General features: G+C 60.4%; 16 protein-coding genes. 4 read left to right on the top strand and 12 right to left on the bottom strand.

The window, feature by feature from the left end; all coding sequences use genetic code 11:
* Positions 1–83 precede the first annotated feature (83 nt).
* On the bottom strand, positions 84–860 hold the full coding sequence (locus J4D25_RS04075) for an ABC transporter substrate-binding protein (protein ID WP_057715356.1): 777 nt from the start codon (positions 858–860) through the stop codon (positions 84–86).
* A gap of 441 nt (positions 861–1,301) precedes the next feature.
* On the opposite strand from J4D25_RS04075, the gene J4D25_RS04070 reads away from it, so the two are divergent.
* Positions 1,302–2,048, top strand: coding sequence for a hypothetical protein (locus tag J4D25_RS04070; protein ID WP_079246768.1), 747 nt, complete (start codon positions 1,302–1,304; stop codon positions 2,046–2,048).
* Positions 2,049–2,198: 150 nt separating this feature from the next.
* Here the strand turns inward: J4D25_RS04070 and arsH are convergent, their stop codons facing one another.
* The 4 genes from arsH to J4D25_RS04050 are packed head-to-tail and all read right to left on the bottom strand — an operon-like array spanning position 2,199 to position 5,059.
* Positions 2,199–2,894, bottom strand: a complete 696-nt coding sequence (gene arsH / locus J4D25_RS04065; RefSeq protein WP_057715353.1) for an arsenical resistance protein ArsH — start codon at positions 2,892–2,894, stop codon at positions 2,199–2,201.
* Between the two features lie 11 nt (positions 2,895–2,905).
* Positions 2,906–3,376: an arsenate reductase ArsC gene (locus J4D25_RS04060; protein WP_057715352.1), complete on the bottom strand. Its 471-nt coding sequence runs from the start codon at positions 3,374–3,376 to the stop codon at positions 2,906–2,908.
* A gap of 28 nt (positions 3,377–3,404) precedes the next feature.
* Positions 3,405–4,688 (bottom strand): arsenic transporter, encoded by a 1,284-nt coding sequence (locus J4D25_RS04055; RefSeq protein ID WP_057715351.1) that lies wholly within the window; start codon positions 4,686–4,688, stop codon positions 3,405–3,407.
* 23 nt (positions 4,689–4,711) lie between these two features.
* Complete coding sequence (locus tag J4D25_RS04050; protein WP_057715350.1) at positions 4,712–5,059, bottom strand: metalloregulator ArsR/SmtB family transcription factor; 348 nt, start codon at positions 5,057–5,059, stop codon at positions 4,712–4,714.
* A gap of 158 nt (positions 5,060–5,217) precedes the next feature.
* On the opposite strand from J4D25_RS04050, the gene J4D25_RS04045 reads away from it, so the two are divergent.
* Positions 5,218–5,721 carry a GNAT family N-acetyltransferase gene (locus tag J4D25_RS04045; RefSeq protein WP_057715349.1) on the top strand — a complete coding sequence of 168 codons (504 nt, stop codon included), beginning with the start codon at positions 5,218–5,220 and terminating at the stop codon, positions 5,719–5,721.
* Positions 5,722–5,763: 42 nt separating this feature from the next.
* Here the strand turns inward: J4D25_RS04045 and J4D25_RS04040 are convergent, their stop codons facing one another.
* The 7 genes from J4D25_RS04040 to J4D25_RS04010 form a co-directional block, all read right to left on the bottom strand.
* Positions 5,764–6,597: a DUF2950 domain-containing protein gene (locus tag J4D25_RS04040; protein WP_057715348.1), complete on the bottom strand. Its 834-nt coding sequence runs from the start codon at positions 6,595–6,597 to the stop codon at positions 5,764–5,766.
* A gap of 80 nt (positions 6,598–6,677) precedes the next feature.
* Positions 6,678–8,225 (bottom strand): DUF3300 domain-containing protein, encoded by a 1,548-nt coding sequence (locus J4D25_RS04035; RefSeq protein WP_057715347.1) that lies wholly within the window; start codon positions 8,223–8,225, stop codon positions 6,678–6,680.
* Between the two features lie 165 nt (positions 8,226–8,390).
* Positions 8,391–9,668 (bottom strand): flavohemoglobin expression-modulating QEGLA motif protein, encoded by a 1,278-nt coding sequence (locus J4D25_RS04030; RefSeq protein WP_057715346.1) that lies wholly within the window; start codon positions 9,666–9,668, stop codon positions 8,391–8,393.
* Between the two features lie 87 nt (positions 9,669–9,755).
* Entirely contained in the window at positions 9,756–11,882 is a 2,127-nt protein-coding gene (locus J4D25_RS04025; protein WP_057715345.1) for a TonB-dependent receptor domain-containing protein, read from the bottom strand.
* Between the two features lie 106 nt (positions 11,883–11,988).
* Positions 11,989–12,729 carry a Mut7-C RNAse domain-containing protein gene (locus J4D25_RS04020; protein WP_057715344.1) on the bottom strand — a complete coding sequence of 247 codons (741 nt, stop codon included), beginning with the start codon at positions 12,727–12,729 and terminating at the stop codon, positions 11,989–11,991.
* A 56-nt stretch (positions 12,730–12,785) separates the two neighbouring features.
* Positions 12,786–13,919, bottom strand: coding sequence for a response regulator (locus J4D25_RS04015; RefSeq protein WP_057715343.1), 1,134 nt, complete (start codon positions 13,917–13,919; stop codon positions 12,786–12,788).
* A gap of 117 nt (positions 13,920–14,036) precedes the next feature.
* Entirely contained in the window at positions 14,037–18,863 is a 4,827-nt protein-coding gene (locus tag J4D25_RS04010) for a HAMP domain-containing protein (RefSeq protein WP_219733043.1), read from the bottom strand.
* 319 nt (positions 18,864–19,182) lie between these two features.
* Between J4D25_RS04010 and J4D25_RS04005 the strand changes: the two genes are divergently transcribed.
* The gene (locus tag J4D25_RS04005; protein ID WP_057715341.1) at positions 19,183–19,824 is read left to right on the top strand and encodes a response regulator transcription factor; all 642 of its coding nucleotides are present in this window, start codon (positions 19,183–19,185) and stop codon (positions 19,822–19,824) included.
* A 298-nt stretch (positions 19,825–20,122) separates the two neighbouring features.
* On the top strand, positions 20,123–20,443 hold the full coding sequence (locus J4D25_RS04000) for a hypothetical protein (RefSeq protein ID WP_241781142.1): 321 nt from the start codon (positions 20,123–20,125) through the stop codon (positions 20,441–20,443).
* The last annotated feature ends 63 nt before the right edge of the window (positions 20,444–20,506 follow it).

Genomic DNA, 20,506 nt, shown 5'->3' with positions numbered 1-20,506 from the left:
TCCTCAAGCGAGCGCCGCGAGGCGCGCAAGACAAGCCCGAATCGGCGCCTGCAATAGGCCGGCACCGGGGCTATGGGTAAGGCTTACTCGCCGTAGATATCGAACGCGAAGTACCTGGCCATCACTTGCTGGTACTTGCCATTGGCGCGAATGGCGTCGATCGCGGCACTCAGGCGCGCAACGTTGGCACTGTCGCCTTTGCGCACGGCGATCCCGGCGCCACGGCCAAAATACTTCGGGTCGTTGATGTCCGGCCCGGTCAACGCAAAACCCTGGCCGGCCGCTGTCTTGATAAAGCTTTCGTCGGTGTTGACGATGTCGGCGAGGGTGGCGTCCAGACGACCCGAGGCAAGATCGAGAAAGGCTTCATTTTGTGAGGAGTAGCGCACCACGACGACGCCGGCTTTTTCCAGTTGCTCGGTGGCAAAACGATCGTAAGTCGAGGAGCGTTGCACGCCGACTTTCTTGCCCTTGAGGTCCACCAAAGGATCATTGATCACGTTGCCGGCCTTCATCGCGAACTTGCCCGGTGTGTGGTAGTACTTTTTGCTGAAGTCCACGGACTTCATTCGGTCTTCGGTGATTGACATCGACGACAGCACGGCATCGATCTTGCGCACTTTGAGCGACGGGATCATGCCGTCGAACTCCTGAATGACCCACTCGCACTTGACCTTCATTTCTTCGCACAAGGCGTTGCCGATGTCGTAATCGAACCCGCTGACGTTGCCCTCTGGTGTCTTGAAGGAGAAGGGTGGGTAGGCGGCTTCGATACCGATACGCAGGCTGTCTTCGTCGGCATGTGCCAGGAAGCTGAAAGCGCACAGCGCCAGAGCACCTAGAAGTTCTGTCTTGTTCATATTGTTGACTCCTTGGAAGGCATTTGGGGGAAACGGGTGCCCGCCATCCAGGTTGGCGTGGTGGATCAGTCCTGTGATCGGCGAGGCTATAAATGACACAATAAAATTCTATTTGCAAATAAACTGAAAATAAACATATCAGTTTTGATCGCGACGATGCTCCATTGAGCCAGGTAGACGTTTTTGCTCAACCCATGCATAAGCCCTGACGCTCATTTTTTGAACTCGGGCTTAAAGCACTTATCCAAAAAAATATGGGAATGTTTCCCACGCAACGATGCCAACTGGCTTTCAGGGATCGTGCGGATACCGCAGTAGCTCGTTCATGCTGCAGATTGATGGCCGTGCCGGTTGGCCGGCCGCTCCAACGGGCGGCCGGGAACTCACTGGACATTGCGTTCGATACGGAGATGGGTACGCAACTCCATGCGGAGGTGCAGCATGCTGCTCAAGAAATGTTTATTGGCTCTGGCAATCGGCGGAGTCCTGTCGGCTTCGACTGTCCTGGTGCCCGATTACATCGGTAGTTTCTCCAGCGTGTATGCCAAGGATGGCGGCAGCGGTGGAGGCGGTGGAGGTCACGGCGGTGGCGGTGGCTCTGGTGGCTCCGGCGGTCACGGTGCCGGCGGCCATGGAGGAGAGGGTGGCGATCATGGTGCTGCAGGCCATGACGGTGACGGTCATGGAGGTCCGGGGCGCGGCGACGCTGACCATGGTGGTGTAGCCGGGAACAAAGGCCCGGGCAATGCCCATGACAACGATGCCGCCGATGCAGCCAGGGACGCTGCCAGAGCTGATGCCAATGCAGCCCGGGACACCGCCAGAGCGACTGCGGATGCCGCCCGTGATGCGGCAAAAGCCACTGCCGATGCCGCACGGGATGCCGCCAGGGCTGAAGCAGATGCCGCCCGGGATGCCGCAAGAGCGGCTGGCGTACCGCGCGCAGAAGCGGATGCAGCCAGGGACGCTGCCCGGGCCACTGCAGATGCAGCGAGGGACGCCGCCAAGGCTGAAGCAGATGCCGCCAGGGATGCTGCCCGGGCTACCGCGGATGCTGCCAGGGACGCCGCCAAAGCCGAGGCGAACGCAGCCAGAGAAGCTGCCAAAGTTGAGGCGAAAGACGCCCGAGAGGATGTGGCGGATGCCCCGGACGAACCGGATTTCGACGCGGTTGAGGTAGAGAACTAGACCTGCACGTTCGGCAATGAACACGGCAGGCATACCGTAGAAAACGTCCCGGGAGCTTGAGGGACGTATCGGCAAAGAGTCGCAAGCCCCGAAGCATCGTGGGGTTTGCGACTTGTTTCGGCTATCGAGCCAAGGCGAACAATTCTACAGTCAGATCGACCGCTGATTCACGCGCTGACTCAGTTCCTGCGCGGACTCTTTGCGTTCCGAGTAGCGGTCAACCAGATCGGGGCGATCCCGTAGCAGCAGGGTAAATTTCACCAGTTCCTCCATGACGTCCACCACCCTGTCGTACAACGACGAGGGTTTCATGCGATTGGTGTCGTCAAACTCCAGAAAAGCCTTTGGCACGGAGGATTGATTGGGGATGGTGAACATGCGCATCCAGCGCCCCAGCACACGAAGCTGATTCACCACATTGAAGGACTGGGAACCGCCGCAGACTTGCATGACCGCGAGGGTTTTCCCTTGGGTTGGGCGAACGGCCCCCAACGCCAATGGCACCCAGTCGATTTGCGCCTTGAACACCGCAGACATGGAGCCGTGGCGCTCTGGCGAGCACCAGACCTGTCCTTCGGACCATTGCATCAGTTCGAGCAGCTCCTGGACTTTCGGGTGATCGGAGGGCGCGTCGTCCGGTAGCGGCAGGCCTGATGGGTTGAAGATCCGTGTCTCGGCACCGAAGTGTTCGAGCAACCGGGCTGCTTCCTCGACCAGCAGGCGACTGAACGACCGCGCACGAGTCGAACCGTATAGCAACAGGATACGCGGTTTGTGCTGGTCGTCGCGCCCACTGTCGATGGGCTGGGTCAGTGATGTGTCGAGATTGGGCAGGGGATGAGTCATGGGGGCTCCGGTCATAGCGTGCCGATGCGGTCGAGTTCCCGCTTCAGCGCATCGCGGTCGAGTTGTGCAAAAGGCAGGTCGAGGAATGCCCGGCAGCGCGTTTCGATGCGCGCCAGGGTCGAGTGGAACGCCGCCGATACCGTCGCGTCATCTCCCTTTATGTCCGATGGGTCTTCCAGGCCCCAATGAGCTTTCAACGCCGGCCCGAAGTACACGGGGCACGCCTCACCGGCGGCCTTGTCGCAGACCGTGATGACGATGTCCGGCGGGTTGGCTTCGAAAGCCTCATTGCCTTTGCTGCTCAAGCCTTCGATGGCGATGCCGGCTTCTTGCAACGTGCTCAGGCTGCGGGGCAGCACCTGTCCCTTGGGGAAGCTGCCGGCACTGATCGCCTCGAAACCTTGCGGGGCGAGATGGTTGAACATGGCTTCGGACAGGATGCTGCGACAGCTATTGGCGGTACACATAAACAGAACGCGCATGGTGATTCCTCTTTGCAGTCGCACAGGGCTAAACGCTCAGGCGCAGGGCCAGGGCAGACAAGGTGATGAACAGAATCGGCAGCGTCAGGACCACGCCGACCTTGAAGTAGTAACCCCAGGTAATGCGGATGCCCTTGCGCTCCAGCACATGCAGCCAGAGCAAGGTGGCAAGACTGCCGATGGGGGTGATTTTGGGACCGAGGTCAGAACCGATGACATTGGCGTAGATCATGGCTTCACGCACCACACCGGTGGCGTCACTGGCCTGAATCGACAGGGCACCCACCAGCACCGTGGGCATGTTGTTCATGCCCGATGACAGCAACGCCGTGAGCAGGCCAGTGCCCAGCGCGGCACCCCAGATGCCGAATTCGGCCATGTGGTTCAGCGCCATGGTCATGTAGGTGGTCAGTCCGGCGTTTTTCAGCCCGTACACCACCAGGTACATGCCCAGCGAAAAGATCACGACCTGCCAGGGCGCCTCGCGCAGCACCCGTCGCGTTGAAATCACATGCCCACGTGCAGCCACGGCGAACAGCATCGCGGCACAGACCGCTGCAATGGCACTGATGGGAATGCCCAAGGGTTCCAGTGCAAACAGCCCGATCAGCAACAGGGCCAGGACAATCCAGCCGACGCGGAAGGTCAGGGGATCACGCACGGCGCGTCGCGGGTCCATCACGTCATCGAGAGAGTAGTGCCTGGGGATGTCACGCCGGAAAAACCAGTACAGCACCACGAGCGTGGTCGCCACGGCAACGAAATTGACCGGCACCATGATGGCGGCGTACTCGCTGAAGCCCAAGTCGAAGTAGTCGGCCGAAACGATGTTGACGAGGTTGGACACCACCAGGGGCAGGCTCGCCGTGTCGGCAATGAAACCGGCTGCCATGACGAACGCCAGGGTAGACGCTGGCGAAAAGCGCAGTGCAAGCAGTATTGAAACAACGATGGGGGTCAGGATCAGGGCTGCACCGTCGTTGGCAAACAGCGCGGATACGCCGGCCCCCAGCAGAATCGTGAAGACGAACAGGCGCCGCCCGTCACCCTTGGCCCAGCGCGCCACATGCAATGCCGCCCACTGGAAAAACCCGGCCTCATCGAGCAGCAGACTGATGATGATGAGCGAGATGAAGGTCGCGGTGGCGTTCCAGACAATGGCCCACACCAGTGGAATATCGTCCAGCGTCACGACGCCTGCCAGCAGGGCCAGGATGGCTCCCAGGGAGGCGCTCCAACCGACGCCCAGGCCCTTGGGTTGCCAGATGACTAACACCATGGTGAACAGGAAAATGATAAACGCAGTAAACATGCGGAGTCTCGATGAATGAAGGGTCAGCAGCAGGCGGAAGTGTTGAGCGGACGGTCGCCCATCGCGGCAAGGCGAGTGCTGTCGCCCGCAAGCCAGTCGGCGTTTGCCAGCAAGGTTGTCTCGAGAACGTCGCGAACCCACGCGGGCAGATCGGGATTGAGCCGGTAATACACCCACTGCCCCTGGCGGCGGTCGAGAAGCAGGCCGCAGCCGCGAAGCTGGGCAAGGTGGCGGGAAATTTTGGGCTGACTGTCGTCCAGGGCGCAGACCAGCTCACACACGCATAACTCGCCTTCACGAGTGATGAGCAAAGTGGCCCGGGCGCGGGTTTCGTCGGCCAGACATTTGAATACGGCGGCAGGATTGAGCATTGGCGTGGCTCGATACATATGGTTATTCGAATATACGATTTTCCATATGTATTGTGCAAGCCGCTCGGGCTCGCGAAGGGAAGGCTCGGCCCGAAAAGGTTGTTCAGGTATGAGATAGACTCGAGCCCATTCGGCACAAGGCACAGGAGAGGCGGTGAATGGAATCATTTAGCGTACGCGAGCTGAAAATGACTGATGCTCAAGCGTTGCTGGCTTTCGAAATCCAGAACCGTGAATGGTTCGAATCCCATATCGATGCGCGCGCCCCTGCTTTTTACTCGTTGCAGGGTGTCGCCGATCATATCGAAAGCTATTTGTCCGATTTCGCCATCGGCGCCTGGCACCCCTTTGTCATCGAGGATTCCAGTCAGAGAATCGTCGGTCGAGCCAATCTGAAAAGCATCGACTCATCGACGGGTTCTGCCGAAGTCGGCTATCGGATCGATCAACGCGTGTGCGGGCAGGGGCTGGCAACACGGGCGCTGAGGCACCTGATCCAGGAGGCCCGGATACGCTGGGGACTTGCGCAACTGGTTGCGTATGCCTTCAGGGAGAACGCCGGCTCCAGAAAGGTCCTGGATCGGTGCGGATTCAAACTTGAGCAACCCTCCTGCAACGACAACACGGGGGGCGAAGATCGATTCGTCCTGTCGATCAGATAACTGCGTTCAACCATTCTGAAGGCTTGTAGCAGGTCATGCCTGCTACTCCTGATCTTCGGGCACCTCTTTCCAGCTGTCATCCGGATCAAAACGTTTCATCGCCAGCGCCAGTTTTTCACCTTCGGGCCCCAGGTCTTTTTCGAATACCTGTCCTTCATGACTGATCATGAAACTCATCACACCGGTGTCGTTGTACTTTGCCGGCCAGGCGATCAGCGCAAAGCCGCGGCTCATCTTGTCACCGATGAGGTAGCTGTAGGCGCCACCCGGTGCCGAAGGACCCTGGCCATGAAGGATGCGGAAGCGATAGCCATGCCACTCTTCGTCGGCTATGGCTTTGCCGAACGAAGGCCCCAGCGGGCTGATCTGGCCGCTGTCGTCTTCGTCCCAATAGAGTCCATCGTGCATGCCGGGGGTGCTGAAGATTTTCTGCGCATACTCGAGTGCGCCATCATCGTCCCGATCCACTGACGCATAGTCCATCTGGGCGTCGTGATAGGCCAGCACCGATTGCACCGCGGCAAGTTCATTGCGGCCGATTTGACGTGCACGGATCTCTGCACTGCCGGCCTTCATGTCGAACCGCCAACCGTTCTCGTTCTTTGTAAGGGGGATAGGCAGTGTCCAGTTCTCACTGCCGACCGCCAGGACAGCCTTGCGGTCACTGGTGTTTTCAAAGTGGTGTTGCTCGCGGTACTGCTGCAAGAACGCATCCACATCTTTGCGCTGCACGCCTTCGCGGGGGATGTAATTGTGCCAGTCATTGCCCAGCAGTTCGGTCAGGCGTGCCTGGTCGGCGTGTTCCGTGCCCAGTGCTTCGACAAAGGCTTCCGCGGCCTTTTCCGGGGTTGGAAAGGCCTGCTGTGCCGTCGCCATGCACGACCACAACAAGCCGGCGGCTATAACCAGGACATGAGGGAGCAAGCCCGTGAGTCCCTTCAATCGAGGATGGTTGTTCAACGACGGCCCCCCCTTTGACGCGATGGTGGATTGGACGGCCGGCTGACCTGGTGGCCGGCTGATCGCGAAGCACTGGGGCGTTGGGCGGAAACCTGGCTGGCCCGGCCACGATTGGCCTGGACGTTGGCCTGGGACGGTGAGCGTGCGCCGGCGAACGCATTGTTGCGGGCACTGCCGGCACTGGCGGCAGGCCGTTTATTCGTCGCTTGCCGCGTCTGCGCGGAGCCTTCTCTGCGCTGATTCAACTGGGCGCTCTGGTTCCTGGGTTGCTGGGTCTCTCTCCTGGGTTGCTGGTTCTCCCGGGTGTTCCTGGCCGTGCCCTGGCTTCTGTCCGCGGCCTTCGGTCTGTCTGCACCGGCCTGTAACCGGTCGCCGCCCGAGGCCCCGGACTGGAGTTTGCGTGTTTGATCACGGGCTTCGCGGTTGCTGGTGGCAGGTCGTTCGATACCGTGCCTGTCCATTGAGGTGCGGGCATTTTCACGGGCCTGGGCGCGTTGGGCATTGTCCCCGCGATAGGCTTCACGCTGGTTGGCACCGTTGAGTTGGCGGCCGTACTGTGCGCGGCTTGCGTTGTCTCGATAGGGCACGCCATTACGGTGCACCGGGTTGTGTTGCCATTTGTTGTTGGTGATCCGGTTGTTGGCATTGATGTTGTTGTAGCGATTGACGTCGATGTCGATGTCGTTATTGCCCCAGTCACATTCACCCCACAACGATCCAATGATCGCCACTCCGGCACCAAACGCGAGTCCGGCCATCAGGGCCTGACCAGGGTAATAGGCCGGTGGCGGTGGATAGTACGCGGGCGGCGACGCCGGATAGGGCCAGGTGCCGTAGGTGGTGGTTGGGTTATAGGTGGGGACGTACACCACCTGCGGATCGGCAGGCTGAATGATGATGGTGGAGTTGCTGGCGGGGGCCGATTCAGGGGCTGGAGCCGGTGCCGCAGTCGTGGTCGCCGGAGCCGGTGCCGCGACATTCTGGATCGTCACGTTCTGATACTGGTTGCTCTGCAGGTTGCCGGCGGCCTGTGCCTGGCGCCGCAAGCGTTGCGCGCTTTCCATGACATCGTCGGGCTGCGCCAGGAAGGCATCGCCCAGGCGCTGGACCCAGACGGGATCCTGTCCGAGCAATGCCAGAACCTGCGGGAAGGCGACCAGTGCCTGCACGCTCGGATCCCAGGGCTGGTTCGCCACCTGTTTGACCGCGTCGTCACCCTTGGCGTCCGGGTGCGCTTTGGACCAGTTGACCGCCTCGCCGACTTCCCCGGGGTAGGTGGTGGCCATCAGCACCTGAGCAAACAGTGGGTCCGGGTAAAGCGCAATGGGCGCCAGCATCTGATCCAGTTGTTCCTGGGTGAATACCGGATCCTTGGCCGCCGGGGCGACGGGCGCTGCATTGGCTGTGCTTGCCGGTGCGGGTGCTGCGGCGGGTGCCGGAACCGGGGCAGGTGCTGCAGCGATCCCCTCCGTACCCAGTGCCAGGCAGGACGATCCGCTCAAGAACAGTACGGCCGACAACGCGTAAAGTAATGGATTGTGCATTGCACCCCCCATGGGGTCAGGCAGGCTTGAAATGAGTGGATCAATCCCTGGCAGGTGAAGCCGACTTTGCAAGCCACAGAGCCTGGCCTCGACACCGCTTTCTAATGGTAGCAGTTGATTTTAAAAAGCCAGGTTGACTTTCAAACGGTGTGATCCTGTTCCTGGTCAATGTGCACTGGCATCGCTTTCGTGTTCTTCGGCGAATGCCATGAACACATCCAGGTCCAGCACCTCCAGCTTGATCTGGGCGATGAACGCCGAGAAGGCCAGGTTGGCGGCCAGCAGGCGCAGGTCGCTGGCCCAGGCCGGAAGATAGACCGGCCCCTTGAGCCAGCCAGACTCGAACAGGGGCGCCAGGCGCACGGTGTCAGCCAGGCTGAGGCGCCCTGCAAACAGATGCCCGACCAGTTCCGGTCGGTTATCGCGGATAGCAATGCGCAGCAGGGTGTGGACGCCGAGCAACCCGGTCAGGTAGGCGGCGTCCTTGGTGAACGCCGAACCGCCCCGCAGGTCGGCGCCGCGGAACACCCGTTGGGTTGAGCGGAAGGATTCCTCTTCTGTCTGTCCGGCCGCCAGAAAACCTTCGAACACCTGGATGAAATCCGCACCCTCCAGTGCCTGCTGGACGGCGAGCACGCGCAGGGCCAGGCGCCGCAGGCGGTTGATGTCCATGCTGCCGGTGAACAGTTCGGCCAGGGTGGCAATGCCTTCCTGGGTCTGGGTGGTGCGGGGCGCCCCCAGGCCCAGGCTCGTGAGGTTGGGCTGGCGCGCACCGTTCTGTGCCGTGGCGACATGCACGAAAGCCTCGTGTTGCAACAGCTGATGCTTGTCCAGTTCCGAGAACAGCGCGCTGGCCCGCAGGCGAATGCGGCTCGATCCGGCGATGGCCTTGGCGGCCAGGTTCGGATCGAGCACGACCGTGATTTGTCCGACGCCGAAGAATCGGTCCAGTTCCGGTTGAATCCAGGCGGCGAACGCCTTGGCCGGGATCTCGGCCGGGCAGGGTGGAATCCGCGCACTGCCCAGCAGCGCGTCGGTGGTCTTGAGGAAGAACCGGGCCGCGTCAAGCATGCTTAGTTGCAGGCGTGTGTAATAGAAATCCGGGCGCCGGTACAGCGCGGATGAATACTGCGTAAAGGCGGGAGTACCGATGGCTCCCAGCATGTGTCCGGCCGTGGCATAGCTACGGGCGGTCATGGCCAGGTAATTGCCGGCCGGATGCCCCACGTCGCAACGGCGGATAAAGGTTTCCAGGGCGGCGATGTCGGCGCTGTGGTCGCGGGGTTGCAACTGGACCTTGGGTAACCCGGCCCGCCCGCCGCGCCATTTCGTCAGGAAGTCTTCCTCGACGCCGTCCGGCCAGGACAGGGCATCCAGCACGCGGATCTTGCGGGTCAGGCCGGGCAGGGCGGCATCGAGTTCGGACAGGGCGGCGGCGCTCATGGATAGCTCCTTGAGGGACGAAGTGGCGTTACAAAAGCTTAGTCGTCGCGCGCGGTTGTGTGCGTTTACGAAGTGAGGTAGACGGCCTCAGAGCAGGCTCCACGACACCCCGATGTACATTGCCATGCCCTCGCCGGGGGTGGATCGTGCCGCGTCCAGCCCTTTGTCGTCGTAGCCCGGCGTGACCGTGGCGGCATAGTGCTTGTCGGTCAGGTTGCGCAGGTTCAGCCAGGTCTGCCAGTCACCCTTGGGCGCGTTGTAGCCCAAGGTTGCGCCGAATATGGCATAGGGATCGGCGTAGTAGCTGTTGGCGTAATCGACGGCCACCTTCGACACCCATTGCGTGTTGACCGCGGCGAAGAAGCCTTGTGGCCAGTCGTAGCGCAGTTCGCCCTGGTAATAGTGCATCGGCAGACCCGGCAGGCGGTTGTCGCCGAAGCGCTCATCGTCGCGGTAGTGGAAGTCACTGAAGGTATAGCTCTGGCGCAGGCTCAATTGACCGCCATCGTCCGGCGACCAGAGGGGGGTCAGCAGGCTGGCTTCCACGCCCTGGTGCACGGTCGGGCTGGCGTTGAGCTCGTAGGGCGTGGTGGCGTTGGCGTCCGGCAGCACCGAAAGCAGTTCGTGGCGCACCTGGGCGTAGTACCAGGCCAGGCTCCACTGCCCCAGCGTGCTATCGCCACGGCCGCCGATTTCCAGGGTGGTGGCGGTCTGGTTTTGCAGCGTGACCGGTTCGCGCTGGGCGCCCGTGGCGACGCCACTGCCGGCGGGGAATCGGATGTTCGAGCTATAGATCAGCGACCACGGATGTGGCGCCTCGACCGAGCGGCTGAGATTGCCGAACAGTTGCAGGTCCGGTGTCAGTTGGTAGCGCAGGCCCACGCGCGGGGCGTAGTCCCAGTCGTGCAGGCTGGTCTTGCCACCTTCCTGCGGGTAGGTGACAGCGCTTTCACGGCGGGTGTAGATCGCGGCGAGGCCGGTGGTCAGCCACAGGTCGTCGGCGATCTCCAGGTCATTGCCGACATGCAGGACCGTGTCCGAGCCCTGGTAGGTGAAGTTGCGAATCAGCGTGCCCGGTGCGTAACCGGCGGTGTTGCCGGTGGGGATACGCACGAACTCGCTGGCACCGGCGTTGGGCAGGTGTTTGGTCACTCGCAGGCCCAGGGTGCTTTGGCTTTCCAGCCCCCAGAGCGTGTCGCGACGCTTGTAGTCGAACGTGCCGCTGACATCCGTGTACGCCACCTTCAGGCGGTTGGGGCCCTCGCTCAGGTCCATGGGATAGTCGTGGTAGACAAGGCCGGTCTGGATGCTCGAATCGTCATCGATGTACCAGGTGGTCTTGTTGCCGATAAAGGTGCTGCCCGGCTCGTCGCGGCGGTCGTCCCGCGCCACGTAGGCTGGGTTGGCCGCTCGTGGGTCATGCTCGATGGAGTGTTTGGTCACCCGTCCCGCGAGGTCGTTGTCGGTCTGGCGGTGACGCAGGTAGAAGCGTGTTTCCAGATTGGGGTTGAAGCGATAGCCGAAGTTGGCGATGACACCCTGGCTCTCGCTGGCCGTGTGGTCCTGATAGCCGTCGGCGTTGGCGTCGGTCATGGCCACGTAGTAATCGAAGGCGCCGAGCACCTGTCCGGAGCTGACCTGGCGCTGCTGATAGCCGTGACTGCCCGTTGCGTAGCGTACCTGCAACTTCGGCGCGTTGTAGCCGGTATGGCTGACGTAATCGATGGCCCCGCCAAGAGCCAGGGCGCCCCGGTCGAATCCGTTGGCGCCGCGCAGCACTTGCACATGGTCGAGCCACAGCGGTTCCAGCAATTCATAGGGCGTGCCGCCGGGGCCGGTCAGCGGCAGACCGTCGAGCAGGGTGTACAGCCCCGAGGCATGGGCGCCCGGTGCACGGTTGATTCCCGATCCGCGGATCGAAATCTTCACCCCTTCGTTGCCCGCCGACTGGGCATAGATCCCCGGCTGGTAAGCCAGCACATCCTGATTGCTGGCCACGCGGCCCTGCAACGGACGGCGCATGTCGACCACGTTGGTGCCGCCGGGCACCTGGGCCAGCCGGGCCCTGGCGTCCTCGATCCCCTGGTCTTCGTCGCTCTGGTCCTCAGCGCCAATCAGCACTTGTCCCAGCTCCAGGCCCTGAGCCTCGGTCATGGCCGGATAAACAAGGGCCAGGCCCAGCAGCGCAGCGGGCAAGGAATGAGGCGAGGGCATTGGGAAAACTCCAGACGTACGGGAACGGGCAATGAACAGTGCGACGCAAGAAGGAACGAAGGGAGCACATGGCAATTTTGTTATTTTGCCCGCCAAGGACTGGCGGCTATCGATTCAGCAGCGGTGCCAGCAATGCGCACATACCGCGCCAGTGCGAACCTTCCCAGTAAACCCGTTGGCAGGCGTCGCAGCGCAGGAAGTGCGAATAGAGGACGCCAATGCGTGGCGGTACCTGCGTCCGGGCCAGTTCCAGGCTGATCTCGTGCAGCGGCAGGTTGCAATGCAGGCACAGGCTGAATGGCCGCGCACTACGCGCCAGGTCGAGGCGCTCGTACAATTCGCGCAGCTGCAGCGACGGTTTCAGGGCATGCACATAACAGCCGTGGCTGATGATTCGCCGCTTGAGCAGTTCTCGGTCGCGGGTCAGCACGATGCGTCCTTGCTGCGCAGCGATCTCGGCGATCTCGCTATCCTCGAAGCCATTGTCGTAGAGGGTGTCGAAGCCGCTCATGCGCAGCAGGCTGGCCAGCCCGCCAAGGTGCGCATCCGCGACGAAACGCAGCACCCGTAAAGGTTGTGCACGAACCTTGAGCAGCGGGCTGATGTCCAGCGCTTCGAACTTGGGATACACCGCCAGCCGGTCATTGTCGAGGATCACCCGCTCCAGGCCCACCGACTCGCCGTTGAGCAGCACCAGTTCGACCTCGGTGTGCGGTATCCCGAGCGCCTCGATCATGTGCTTGACCGTCGCCCCTTGCGCGCACTCACAGGTGAAGGGTTGCCGCCGCCGTTCGGCCGGCAGGAAATCGTTGAGCTCCTCGTAGAAGCGGAAAGTTGCACTGGTCATGTTGAACAGTATGGCAGGGCTGCAGTGTGGTTGTTCTGGTGTTGATGCCAGCCGGGTCAGTCCAGTGGCAGCGATATCGTTAATCTCGTTCCTTTGTCCGGTGCGCTGTCGATCGTGAACTCCCCGCCCAGCATGCTGATGCGTTCCTTCATCCCCACCAACCCGAACGAGTTCAGTTTTTTGCGATCCGCCATGCCTACGCCGTTGTCTTTGATCTGCAGGTAAAGCCGGCGACCCTCCCTGGAGAGTTCGATATGCACCTGTGTCGCTTGCGCGTGCCGGGCAATGTTCGACAGCGATTCCTGCACGATGCGGAACAGAGTGGTGGCGGATTTTTCATTCAGATCGCAACGGAAGTTTTCATCTTTCGCCGACATCGTGCAATCGATCGCGCTGCGCTGACGGAACTCTTCAAGTTGCCACTCGATCGCTGCCTGCAATCCCAGATCGAGTACGGGTGGCCGAAGATCATTGATGATACTGCGGACACTGCGGATGGCTGTATCGAGGTGATTCAGGGCATCGCTGGCCTTTTCATTGAGCTTGGGGTGCATGGTACTGGTGCGCGTCTGCAACATGGAGACATCGATACGCAACGCCAGCAGACTCTGTCCCAGCTCGTCATGGATGTCCCGTGCGATCCGCTTTCGCTCTTCTTCCTTGATGTGCTCCTGATAGGAGGCCAGTTCACGCAGCTGCAGCTTCGATTGCAGCAATTCTTCGGCCTGCATCGTCAGTTTGCGCTGCAAGTAGAACAAGTCGACAAACACCTGGATCTTGGCGCGAAGAACCTCGGCCACAATCGGCGAGAAGATGTAATCGACTGCGCCGGCCGTATAACCGCGGAAACGCTCGGAATCGGTGTCGGCCTCCGCCGTGACGAAGATAATGGGCGTGTGGGCCGACTTCGGGCGGCCGTGAATGAGTGCAGCGGTTTCAAAACCGTCCATCACTGGCATTTTCACGTCGAGCAGAATGACGGCGAAGTCGCGCTGCAATAGCAGGCGCAGCGCCTCGCGTCCGGAAGTCGCCGTGGCAATATCGAGGCCCATGTCGGCAATCACCGCGGCGAGCGCCGTGAGCTTGGCGGGATTGTCATCCACCAGCAACACGGATGCTGGCACGCCATCAGGCGGGAGCGGGTGCCGCACCTGGGCTCTTTCATTGAATACCGGGGGTTCCTGCTGCATATTTATGCCACTTCGGTTTGCGCTAGCGCCTCTTGCCGTTACGGCAACACCGGTAAAGTCGAGCCGGCCTTGCGCACTTTGCCACCTTTGCTGTCGCGCAATGAGCGCGGCACAGAATCATCGATAGAGCCATTTGCGCATCAGTGACAGTAGCTGGTCGGTATCCACCGGCTTGCTGACATAGTCCGAGGCTCCTGCCTCGATGCACTTTTCACGGTCGCCCATCATCGCCTTGGCCGTCAGCGCAATCATGGGCAGGGCTTCAAATCTTTTGAATGTACGGATCTGGCGCATGGTTTCAAAGCCATCCATCTCGGGCATCATGATGTCCATCAGCACGATGTCGGTATCGGGCTGCTGCTGCAGCAGTTCTATGGCGGTTCGGCCGTTTTCGGCCGTGGCCACCAACATTTTGTTGCTCTCAAGCACGCTGGTCAGGGCAAAAATATTGCGCACGTCATCGTCGACCACCAGGGCCTTTTTACCCTCGAGACTGTCCGAACCTTCATAGAGTTTTTCCAGCATTCTGCGCTGGGTCTGCGACAGCCTGGCGACGACACGGTGTAGAAACAGAGCGGTTTCGTCGAGTATGCGCTCGGGGGACTGAACGGCCTTGATGACGCTCTTGCCGAGCAGTGTCCTGAAACGCTCGTGTTCCGGTTTGGTCAGCGTCTCTGCACCATAGACGACGATCGGCAATTCACGCATGGCGTGGTCTTCCTGCAACGCCTCGAGAAACCTGATGCCGGATGCGTCGGGCAGTTTGAGATTGATTGCCATGCAGTCGTAGCGTTTCTTTGCCAGTTTCTTCATGGCGTCAGCGCCGCTGTCGGTCGCTGTGATCTTCACGTCGGTGTTATCGAGCAGATCGAGGATGCGGGCACGGTTCCCTTCGTCGCCGTCGATGAGCAGCAGGTCCCGGGTCTTGCGCCGAGCGAATGCCACGATGGCGGCCAGCGCATTTTGAATCTCGTCGGCTGTGACCGGCTTGAGCAGATAGTCGAAAGCGCCATAGCGCAGCCCACGGGTGTGGTCGTCAGCGATCGAGATGATCTGGACCGGGATGTGACGCGTGGCGAAATTGCGCTTCAACTGTTCGAGCAGCGACCAGCCATCGATGTCCGTCAGGCCCGGGTCCAGCGTGATCGCGGCGGGTTTGAAGCGCTCGACAAGCTCCAGCGCATCCGCGCCACGGGTCGTGACGATAGCCCTGAACCCCTTCTGGTGCGCGGCCTCGAGCAGAATGCTGGCGAATCGGGCGTCGCCCTCGAGCATCAGCAGCACTTGATCCCCGGGTTGGACAGACTCGCGGTCGTCCAGTACCTGTGCAGTCGGGTTTGACATGAGGTCGCGCTTGACCTGGCCAGGTACTGCCTCTGTCGCTGATTCGTCTAGCGTCTGACCCTGGGCATCCTGTGTACGCAAGGGCACGTACAGCGCGAAAGTACTGCCCTTGCCGATCTCACCGGGGATCAGTCGCAGCTCACCGCCCAGCCGGTGTGCGAGCTCGCGGCTGATCGACAGGCCGAGGCCGGTGCCGCCGTATTTTCGTGAGGTTCCGGTATCGCCCTGCTGGAACGCTTCGAAGATCAGCTTTTGCTTGCCGGCAGAGACGCCAATGCCGGTGTCGGTGACCACGAAGGCGACCACCGCATCGGCACGATTGAGTTCGCTGTTATCCACGCTCCACCCGGACACAGCGGGCGCGATGCTGATCTTGACGCTGCCTTGCTCAGTGAACTTGAAGGCGTTGGACAGCAGGTTCTTGACCACCTGCAGCAGGCGCTTTTCGTCGGTCCGGATGACGGGGGGCAGGGTAGTCGCCAGTTCAATCGTGAAGGAGAGGCCCCGGCTTTCGGCGACCGGCCGGAAGGTGCGTTCGATCTGGTCGTGCAGATCGGCGAACTGCGCTTCATTCAGATCCAGTGTGACGGTACCCGACTCGATCTTGGACAGATAGAGAATCTCGTCGATCAGCTCCAGCAGATCCTTGCCCGCGCTACGGATGGTCTTGGCATATTCGACCTGCCTGGGAGTGAGATTGTGTTCCGCGTTGTCGCTGAGCTGGCGGGCCAGGATCAGCAAGCTGTTCAATGGCGTTCTGAGCTCATGGGACATACTGGAGAGGAATTCGGACTTGTACTTCGAGGTCAGTGTCAGTTGCTCCGCCTTCTCCTCCAGCGATAGCTTGGTGATTTCGACTTCGCGGTTCTTGCGCTCGACTTCGGCTTTCTGCTCCGCCAGCAGTCCAGCCTTGTCCCCCAGTTCCTCGTTGGTCTGTCTCAATTCTTCTTGTTGCTTTTGCAGCTCCTGCGCCAGCGATTGCGACTGCTTGAGCAGTTCTTCGGTACGCATATTGGCTTCGATCGTGTTGAGCACGATACCAATCGATTCAGCCAGCTGATCAAGGAAGGTTTGATGAATGATGCTGTAGCGCGTGAACGAAGCCATTTCGACGACGGCCTTGACCTTGTTCTCGAACAGGATCGGCAACACGATGATGTTCAGCGGGGCGGCGGCACCCAGTCCGGATGAAATCGCGACGTAATCTGCGGGTACATCGGTCAGCAGGATGCGCCGCTTCTCGTAGGCGCATTGCCCGACCAGGCCCTCGCCGAGCCGCCACTCATCGTTCACATTGATGTTTCCCTTGTACGCATAAGCGGACAGTAGCTTGAGTTTCGCAGGATCGGGCGGGCTCTCGTTCATCATGTAGAACACACCGTGCTGGGCGTTGATCAGCGGAGCCAGTTCAGACAGCACCATCTTGGAGACTGCCGCCAGATCGCGCTGGCCCTGCAGCAGACGGTTGAATTTCGCCAGATTGCTCTTGAGCCAATCCTGCTCCGCGTTTTGCCGCGTGGTTTCCCGCAGGTTGCGGATCATCTCGTTGACGTTGTCCTTGAGCTCCGCCACTTCACCCTTTGCTTCTACCTCCACGTAACGCGTCAGATCGCCCTTGGTCACGGCAGTCGCCACATCGGCAATTGCGCGCACCTGATTGGTCAGGTTGGCCGCCAGACCGTTCACGTTGTCGGTCAGATCGCGCCAGGTGCCGGCAGCACCCGGCACGTTGGCCTGGCCCCCCAGCTTGCCCTCGACGCCCACTTCACGCGCCACCGAGGTCACCTGATCGGAGAACAGCGCCAGCGTATCGGTCATACCGTTGATGGTGTCGGCCAGTTCGGCGATCTCACCCTTGGCTTCCAGTGTCAGCTTCTTCTTCATGTCGCCGTTGGCTACCGCGGTCACCACTTTCGCGATGCCGCGCACCTGGCTGGTCAGGTTGGCGGCCATGAAGTTCACGTTTTCGGTCAAATCCCTCCAGGTGCCGGACACGCCTTGCACCTGTGCCTGTCCCCCGAGCTTTCCTTCGGTGCCGACTTCGCGCGCCACCCGCGTCACTTCGGCGGCAAAGCTATTGAGCTGGTCCACCATGGTGTTGATGGTGTTCTTCAGCTCCATGATTTCGCCCTTGGCTTCCACGGTAATCTTGCGCCCCAGGTCGCCTTTGGCCACCGCCGTCGTCACGTCGGCGATGTTGCGCACCTGATTGGTCAGGTTGGCCGCCATACTGTTGACCGAGTCGGTCAAATCTTTCCAGGTTCCACCGACGCCTGTCACCTTGGCCTGGCCACCGAGCTTGCCGTCGGTCCCCACTTCGCGAGCCATGCGCGTCACTTCGTCGGCAAAGGTCGAGAGCTGGTCCACCATCGTGTTGATGGTTTCCTTGAGTTGGAGAATTTCTCCTTTCGCTTCGGCTGTGATCTTGCGTGACAGGTCGCCGTTGGCCACCGCCGTCGTCACGTCGGCAATGTTGCGCACCTGGGTGGTCAGGTTGGCCGCCATGCCGTTGACCGAATTGGTCAAGTCCTTCCAGGTACCGGACACGCCGGTCACTTCGGCCTGTCCGCCCAGTTTGCCTTCGGTACCGACTTCCAGTGCGACGCGTGTCACCTCCGCGGCGAAGCTGGAGAGCTGGTCGACCATCGTGTTGATGGTGTTTTTCAGTTCGAGAATCTCGCCCTTGGCTTCAACCGTAATTTTCTTGCCGAGGTCGCCGCGCGCCACCGCCGTCGTCACCTGTGCGAGGTTGCGCACCTGGGTGGTCAGGTTGGCCGCCATGCCGTTGACCGATTCGGTCAGGTCGCGCCAGGTGCCTGAAACGTCGCGCACTTCCGCCTGACCGCCCAACTTGCCTTCGGTACCGACTTCCAGCGCCACGCGGGTCACCTCCGCAGCGAAACTCGAGAGCTGGCCGACCATCGTATTGATGGTGTTCTTCAGCTCGAGAATCTCACCCTTGGCTTCGACGGTAATCGTCTTGCCCAGATCGCCTTTGGCCACCGCAGTCGTCACGTAAGCGATGTTGCGCATCTGGGTGGTCAGATTGGCGGCCATGTCGTTGACGGAGTCGGTCAGGTCTTTCCAGGTGCCGGACACCCCTTTGACATTGGCCTGCCCACCGAGAATCCCTTCAGTGCCGACTTCGCGCGCCACGCGGGTCACCTCGGAAGCGAAGGAACCCAGTCGCGTCACCATGGTGTTCACGATCTCGGCGGATTTGAGGAACTGACCCCGCAGTCTCAGGCCGTTGAGTACCGGCGGTACCTGCTGGTTCAGATTACCCTCGGCAACCGAACCGACAACGCGAATGATCTCGTTCATCGGGCTGATGAGGTCGCTGGTGAGCGCATTGCTCGAGTTGACGATCTTTTGCCATGAGCCTTTCATCATCGGCAATTCGATACGCTCATCGACCTTGCCCTGCTTGCCGATCAGACGCGCCACGCGTTCGAATTCGGTGGTGGTGTCGGCTGCCATGTCGATGATCTCGTTGAGCGTGTCGGCGATCTTGCCCGGCATGCCGGTCCAGTCTTCCGGCATACGCGTAGTGAAGTCACCTTTGCGCAACGACTTCAGCGCTGCCAGCAACGTCTTCATGTCGAAAACTTCGATCGGTGTCGTCACTGTGGCGATGCCTCTGTCCAGTCAAAATTGATGCCACGGGCAAGGCATTACCCATGGGCGTGCAGACAATCCTAAGAGCTTAGGCGCCGCTAACGCCTGAGGCAAAAGTGCAAGTGTGCTCTGTGCCTGCTAACGTCAAACTCTGCAGTAGATTCCATGGCTTGCTGGCCACTGGCCGCAGGGCTGGTGTGGGAATGCATGAGCGCACGCCACTGTGTCGGCGGGTTCAACATCATCCGTACGTCGAGACACGATACGGCCGGGGCCTTGCGGGTGCGAATGGAAAATACAGATGATTGACCACAAAATCAGAGTCTTGCTGGTGGATGATCACAGCATCGTGCGTAGCGGCGTGCGACGCATGCTGGAGACTGCCGGCGAGATCGACGTAACGGGTGAAGCCGAGACGGCACAAGACGCAATGCTCCTGGTCCGGGAGCAGGATTTCGACGTGGCGCTGGTGGATATTCAGCTTCCCGACAAGACCGGCCTCCAACTCCTCAAACTCATGCGTGCGCACAAGCCCAAGCTCGCCGTTCTGATGCTGAGCATGCATTCGGTCGAGGCCTATGCATTACGCGCAATCAAGCTCGGCGCTGCGGGCTACCTCACTAAAGATATTTCCGCAGCCACCCTGGTTACGGCAGTTCGCAAGGTGGCCTCAGGTGGCAAGCACGTCAGCCCTGAGCTGGCGGAAAAACTGGTCAACGCTATCGGCAAAGGCGACGCGGCGCCCCACGAAGCGCTATCCGACCGGGAGCTTGAAGTACTCAAGCTCCTTGCTGCAGGCGAGAGAATTGTCCGCATCGCTCAGATATTGCACTTGAGCCCGAGTACCGTCACGACGTACCGGGCACGTATCCTGGAAAAAACAGGGATGGACAGCAACGCGAAATTGGCCCGCTATGCACTCGAAAACGGCCTGTTGACTTAGATCGCCCTGCCATCCGACGCAGCCGGGCACCAGACTGTTTGTAGTGGAATCGCTACAAGCTCTTGGTCGAAATCTCCACAAAGATGTCCTGCTAACGTCGATAGCGGGAGCCGTTCCAATCAAGCATATTTACCTCTCGACAAATTTTCGTTCGCTCAATGGAGTTGTCTTCGTCAAAGTCTTGTACCGCCATGGCCTTCAGGATATGCATGAGAGCAAGTTTCACGAGTCAGAAAAGACTCCGGAATTGATACTCGCAAGTTGAGCGCGGAGTGCACGCTGCATTCATGTTGAATCAATGTTCAAACTGGAGGGCATCATGATGATAGGTTATTGGTTATGCGCATTGCTGTGGGGAGTGGTGCTGCTGGAGGAGATCCAACTCATACCCCGACAGGAATGGAAAGACGAGGGTCTGAAAAAGGTTCTGTTGCTGCGCCGGACTAGAAACCGGACAGGCTACTTTTTTGCGTTGATCGCGGGCGCCATGTGTCTTTATAGCGAAATCCTGGTGGCGCCGGTCGATCAGAGTGTTTTCAATCCGGAGCTGATACTTGCCCTATGTGGTGTTCTTTGGGGTGCATATCTGTCCGTAGTCTGCATGAAGGGTAAGCGATAGATGCCTGTTTCCATGACTACTGCGGGTAATTGAGATTTCACTATCGTCGCCCGGCGGGGAGAC

Source organism: Pseudomonas sp. GW456-L13 (assembly GCF_017350115.1).
In the GTDB taxonomy this organism is placed as follows: domain Bacteria; phylum Pseudomonadota; class Gammaproteobacteria; order Pseudomonadales; family Pseudomonadaceae; genus Aquipseudomonas; species Aquipseudomonas jessenii.
Note: the sequence above shows the minus strand (reverse complement) of the source record. Positions and strands in the feature narration are given on the sequence as shown.